General features: G+C 68.6%; 4 protein-coding genes. 1 reads left to right on the top strand and 3 read right to left on the bottom strand.

Annotation, left to right across the window (positions count from 1 at the left end; all coding sequences use genetic code 11):
- On the top strand, positions 1–1,601 hold a 1,601-nt coding region (locus A5646_RS10465), incomplete at its 5' end, for a M13 family metallopeptidase (protein WP_067021591.1).
- Here A5646_RS10465 and A5646_RS10460 read toward each other — a convergent pair.
- From A5646_RS10460 to A5646_RS10450, 3 genes are all read right to left on the bottom strand, one after another.
- Positions 1,585–3,831 carry a molybdopterin oxidoreductase family protein gene (locus A5646_RS10460; protein ID WP_067021589.1) on the bottom strand — a complete coding sequence of 749 codons (2,247 nt, stop codon included), beginning with the start codon at positions 3,829–3,831 and terminating at the stop codon, positions 1,585–1,587. The two genes, A5646_RS10465 and A5646_RS10460, sit on opposite strands and share 17 nt — an antisense overlap.
- Entirely contained in the window at positions 3,821–4,429 is a 609-nt protein-coding gene (locus A5646_RS10455) for a TetR/AcrR family transcriptional regulator (RefSeq protein ID WP_066876302.1), read from the bottom strand. The genes A5646_RS10460 and A5646_RS10455 overlap by 11 nt, the downstream gene beginning before the upstream one ends.
- A gap of 141 nt (positions 4,430–4,570) precedes the next feature.
- Complete coding sequence (locus A5646_RS10450; RefSeq protein WP_231998285.1) at positions 4,571–5,455, bottom strand: L,D-transpeptidase family protein; 885 nt, start codon at positions 5,453–5,455, stop codon at positions 4,571–4,573.
- Between the last annotated feature and the right edge of the window lie 8 nt (positions 5,456–5,463).

The following is a 5,463-nucleotide window of genomic DNA, read 5'->3' as shown; positions in this document are numbered from 1 at the left end:
GCGCCGGCGGCGGCGTCGGGGTGTATGTGGACACCGACGCCAAGAACTCGGCGCGCTACCTGGTGCACTTCACCCAGTCCGGCCTCGGGTTGCCCGATGAGTCCTATTACCGCGAAGAGCGGCACGCGCAGGTGCTGGAGGCGTACCCGGCGCACATCGCGCGGATGTTCGCCCTGGTGTTCGGCGGCGATCCGGCCGACCACCTTGCGACCGCCGACCGCATCGTCGCGCTGGAGGCCAGGCTGGCCGAGGCGCACTGGGATGTGGTCAAGCGCCGCGACGCCGACCTCACCTACAACCTGCGCACGTTCGCCGAACTTCGCGACGAGGCGGTGGGCTTCGATTGGGCCGGCTGGGTGGGCGGGCTCGGCGCCGACCCGGAGTCCCTCGCGGAAGTGATTGTGCGCCAGCCTGATTACCTGCGCACGTTCGCCGAGCTGTGGCGCAACGAAGACCTCGAGGTGTGGAAGAGCTGGGCACAGTGGCGGTTGATCCGCGCCCGGGCCGCCTGGCTGACCGACGAGGTGGTGTCCGCGGACTTCGACTTCTACGGCCGCCTGCTGACCGGCACCGAGCAGATCCGCGATCGGTGGAAGCGCGCGGTGTCGCTGGTGGAGAACCTGATGGGCGACGCCGTCGGAAAGCTCTACGTGCAACGGCATTTCCCGCCCGGGGCGAAGGCCCGCATCGACGAACTGGTGGCCAACCTGCGGGCGGCCTACCGGATCAGCATCAGCGACCTGGACTGGATGACCCCGGCGACCCGGGAGCGGGCGCTGACGAAGCTGGACAAGTTCACCGCCAAAGTCGGCTACCCGGCGAAGTGGCGTGACTACTCCGCGCTGGTGATCGACCGGGCCGACCTGTACGGCAACTACCAGCGCGGGTACGCCGTCAACCACGACCGCGAGCTGGCCAAGTTGGGCGGGCCGGTGGACAGGGACGAGTGGTTCATGACGCCGCAGACCGTCAACGCCTACTACAACCCGGGCATGAACGAAATCGTCTTTCCGGCAGCCATTTTGCAGCCGCCGTTCTTCGACGCCGAGGCCGACGACGCGGCCAACTACGGTGGTATCGGCGCGGTGATCGGCCACGAGATCGGCCACGGCTTCGACGACCAGGGCGCCAAATATGACGGCGACGGCAATCTGGTGGACTGGTGGACCGACGCCGACCGCGCCGAGTTCGCCACCCGCACAAAGGCTCTCATCGAGCAGTACGACGCCTACACGCCGCGGGGACTGGCGAGCGAGCACCACGTCAACGGCGCGTTCACCGTCGGGGAGAACATCGGCGACCTGGGCGGCTTGTCGATCGCGCTGCTGGCCTACCAGCTGTCACTGAACGGCCAGCCGGCTCCGGTCATCGACGGCCTGACCGGCGTGCAGCGGGTGTTCTACGGGTGGGCCCAGGTATGGCGCACCAAATCCCGTGAGGCCGAGGCGATCCGGCGCCTGGCGGTGGATCCGCACTCGCCGCCGGAGTTCCGCTGCAACGGCGTGCTGCGCAACATGGACGCCTTCTACGACGCCTTCGACGGCGCCGATGTTGGCGCGCTGTTCCTGGAACCGGGCAACCGGGTCAAGATCTGGAACTGACACCCAGCTGGGCGGCCTCGATCCGGGCGGGTACGTGCTTGTGCCACGGCGTGCCGGCGTAGGGATCGCGCCATTCGGTGGAGGTGAGCGCGTTCGGGGCGACACCCGCAGTGACGGTGCGCCCGTCGTCGCCGACGTAGTCGAGCCCGAATCCGTTGGGCAGGGCGGCATGTCCGGGGAGCATGGTCTCGGTGATCTCGACGGTGGCCTCGGCGCTGCCGGTCGCGGTGCTGATGCGGGCCCGGCAGCCGTCGACGAGCCCCAGGGCCTGGGCGTCCTCGACGCTGACCCGCAGTGCGCCGTCGGCGTCGCGCTTGCGCCAGGACGGGTCGCGGAAGATGTCGTTGGCGGTATAGGCGCGTCGCTCCCCCACCGACAGCACGATCGGGAAATCCGGCGTGGTAAGCCGGGGCGGGGTGCGGGTCAGCGCCCCCAATTCGTCGAGCATCGCGGGGATTTCCAGGGCGATCTTGCGGTCGGCGTGGCTGATCAACGCGAAGTCGTCCTCGTAGTTGTGCACGGTGAACGTCACCCCCGACGGGTTGTCCATGATCGCGTCGAACAGCGCGTTGCCGTCGGCGTGACCGGCGCGCCGCACGGCGTCGGGATAGCTCATCGCGGTCTTCTGGGCGAGGCCCCACAGGGCGGCGGCGCCGCGCAGTCCGTCGGGCAGGGTGGGCCCCAGCGTCTCGTAGAGAACATACGGAAGCAGCTGCGCCACAGTCGGATTGGTGGCGACGGCGGAGAGGAACGCCTCGGTGTAGGCCTGCCGTCCCCGCTGGGCGGCCTCGTGCAGGGGCAGCAGGTCCGCGTCGTCCACCACCCCGAGCGCCCGCACCAGCCGCGCCCAGATCTCGGGTTCTGGCAGGGTGCCCGGCAACGGTGGCAGCAGTGGGCGGCGCAGCTGGAAGGTGTTGTGCGGGAATTCCAGGTTGAAGAAGGTGGCCTCCGCCTTCTCGAACTGGGAGGCGGCGGGAAGCACATAGTGGGCGAGCCTGGCCGTCTCGGTCATCGCGACGTCGATGACCACCATCAGCTCCAGTGATCGGAACGCCTCGCGGCAGGCGGCCGAATTCGCCAGTGAGTGAGCCGGATTGCTGCTTTCGACGATCATGGCCCGGAAGCGATCCGGGTGATCGGTCAGGATTTCCTCGGGCACCACGTTGCTGGGCACCAGACCGGAGATGATCGGGGCGCCGGTCACCGGGGTGCGGCCGGAGAACTGGCCGAACAGCGGCGCGAACGACGAATGTAGGTGCTGGCCGCCCTGTTTCGCGAAATTGCCGGTGAAGATCCAGAGCAGCTTGTTCAGATAGGAGCACAGCGTGCTGTTGGGTGCCTGCTGCACCCCGAGGTCCTCGAACACCGAGACGCTGGCCGCGGTGCCGATGCGCCGCGCCGCCGCGCGCAGCAGTTCCTCGTCCACCCCGCAGTGCTGCGCGTAGCCGGCCACCGGAATCTGGCGCAGCGCGTCACGCACGGTGTCGGCACCGCGCACATGCTCGGCGAGAAACGCTTCGTCGCAAAGGTTTTCCTGTACGAGGATGGCGGCCAGCGCGGCCAGGCACCACGCGTCGGTGCCCGGCCGCACCCGCAGGTGGAAGTCGGACATCTTGGCGGTGTCGGTGACGACGGGATCGATGACGATCATCGAGCGGTTCGGATCCTTCGCGATCTCGTTGAGCGCCACCCGGGCCCGCGGGAAGCTCTGCGACATCCACGGGTTCTTTCCGACGAACACCGCCACCTCGGCGTGCTCGAACTCGCCCCGGGTGTGGCCGCCGTACAGCTGGCCGTCGACCCAGGCCTCGCCGGTTTTCTCCTGCGCCAAGGCATTTGACCGGTAACGCGAACCCAGCGCCTTGAGGAAGGCGCCGCTGTACGCCCCGCCCAGGTGGTTGCCCTGCCCGCCGCCGCCGTAGTAGAAGATCTTGTCCCCGCCGTAGCTGTCGCGGATGTGTTTGAAGCCCTCGGCGATCTCCACGATCGCGGTGTCCCAGTCGATCTCCTCGTAGCTGCCGTCGGCGCGGCGGCGCAGCGGCGAGGTCAGCCGGGCGCGGCTGTTCTGATAGTGGTCCAGGCGCAACGCCTTGTTGCAGGTGTAGCCCTGCGAGGCGGGATGGGCCTTGTCACCGCGGATGCGGGCCAGCCGGCGATCCTCGACTTGAACCACGATGCCACAGTTGCATTCGCACAGAATGCATGCGCTGGGTTGCCATTCACCGGTCATTGCGGGTGTCCTTTCCGGCTGCCTGATAGGACGAGGTGGCCAGCAGCAGCTCGCGCAGCTGGCGATGGACGACGTCGAGGGGCATCAGGTCGCGTCGCACCCGGGCCAGCACGATCGCACCCTCGAGCGCGGTGGTGGCCAGGACGGCCAGCTCGCTCGCCCGCTCCCGCGGAACACCGTCGGCGATCAACCGCGCGGCGATCAGGTCGTTCCACCGGTCGAAGGCCGCGGCGGCGCGTTCGACCACCGGGGCGATGCGCTCGGCGTCCTGCTGTTCGCCCGCCTCGACGGAGACCGCCACGATCGGGCAGCCGGCGCGGAAGTCGGTATCGAGCAGCTGCCGGCGGTACTGGTCGATCAACGTGTCGATCAACTGCAGTCCGTCGGCCGCGCCGGCGATCACGGCGGCAACGTACTCGCCGGCGAAGTCGACGGCCTCGCAGAGCAACTGGGTGCGCCCGCCGGGGAAGTAGTGGTAGGCCGAGCCCCGCGGCGCGCCGCTGTGTTCGAGCACGTCGGAGATGGCGGTGGCGCGCGCGCCCCGCTCGCGGATCAGCAGCGCGGCGGACACGACCATCCGCTCGCGTGGACTACGCATCGCAGCTCCTCAGCCATCGGGGTATGTATGATGCTATACATACCGCGCGCGCGAGCGGAACCCCCAGGCAACAACAACCCGCCTAACCGCAAATCGCCCATTCCCGCTCGGGAATGGGCGATTGTGCGCTGTCGCTGCGGGTTAGTTCATCCAGTCGGCGGAGCCGTCGTTCTTCTTGTAATTGCCGCCGCTGGAGTTCTTCACGACGATCGGGTCACCGGGACCGAAGTTGTCGAAGAACCACTTGGCGTTGGTCGGGCTGATGTTGATGCAGCCGTGGCTGACGTCGCGCTTGCCCTGGTCGTCCACCGACCACGGCGCGCTGTGCACGTAGTCGCCGACGTTGTCGAAGCGGACCGCGTCCTCCACCGTCACCTTGTAGCCGTAGGTCGAGTTGACCGGCACGCCGTAGGTCGAGGAGTCCATCACCACCGACGCCTTCTTGTCCTGGACGTAATAGGTGCCGTTGGGGGTTTGGTGATTGCCCGACGTCATGCCCATCGACATCGGGAAGGTCTTCTCGACGGTGCCGTTGCGGGTGACAGTCAGCTGGTGGGTGGCGTCGTCGGCGGTGGCGATCAGCGTGTCACCGGTCTGAAAGGTGGACACGGTGCCGCCGGCGTCGACCGTCACGGCGGTGTGGGCGGGCCAGAAGTTGATCGGCCGCCAGCGCAGCTGGGTCGGGGTCATCCAGTAGAACTTGCCCGGCACCGGCGGGACCGAGGAGACGTGCACCGCCGCGATGGCCGCGTCGGCGTTCTCGACCGTGCCCGGGAAGTTGATGATGATCGGCTGGCCCACGCCCACGGTCGAGCCGCTCTTCGGGACGAACGACGGCGGCCCGAACGGCGCCGTGCCGGTGAACGGCGTGTTGTTCTGCCCATCGGCGGCGGCCGCGGCGGGTTGGGCGCCCGGCGGAACCCATGGCGGCGGCGCCAGTGGGTTGGGCGGCGGCGGGGCCGCCTGCGGGCTGGCCGGCCTGCTGTCGCTGCCGCTGGTGGCCCGGCCGCTGGACCACCGGCCCAAGAGCGCGA

Source organism: Mycobacterium sp. 1245499.0, from assembly GCF_001673615.1.
GTDB lineage: Bacteria > Actinomycetota > Actinomycetes > Mycobacteriales > Mycobacteriaceae > Mycobacterium > Mycobacterium europaeum_A.
The sequence above is the reverse complement of the archived record's forward strand: the minus strand, read 5'-3'. Positions and strand labels throughout refer to the sequence as shown.

Bases quoted from the DNA above. Each gene is read 5' to 3' on its own strand.
- A5646_RS10460 (WP_067021589.1), bottom strand. From the start codon at position 3,831: ATGACCGGTGAATGGCAACCCAGCGCATGCATTCTGTGCGAATGCAAC.
- A5646_RS10455 (WP_066876302.1), bottom strand. From the start codon at position 4,429: ATGCGTAGTCCACGCGAGCGGATGGTCGTGTCCGCCGCGCTGCTGATC.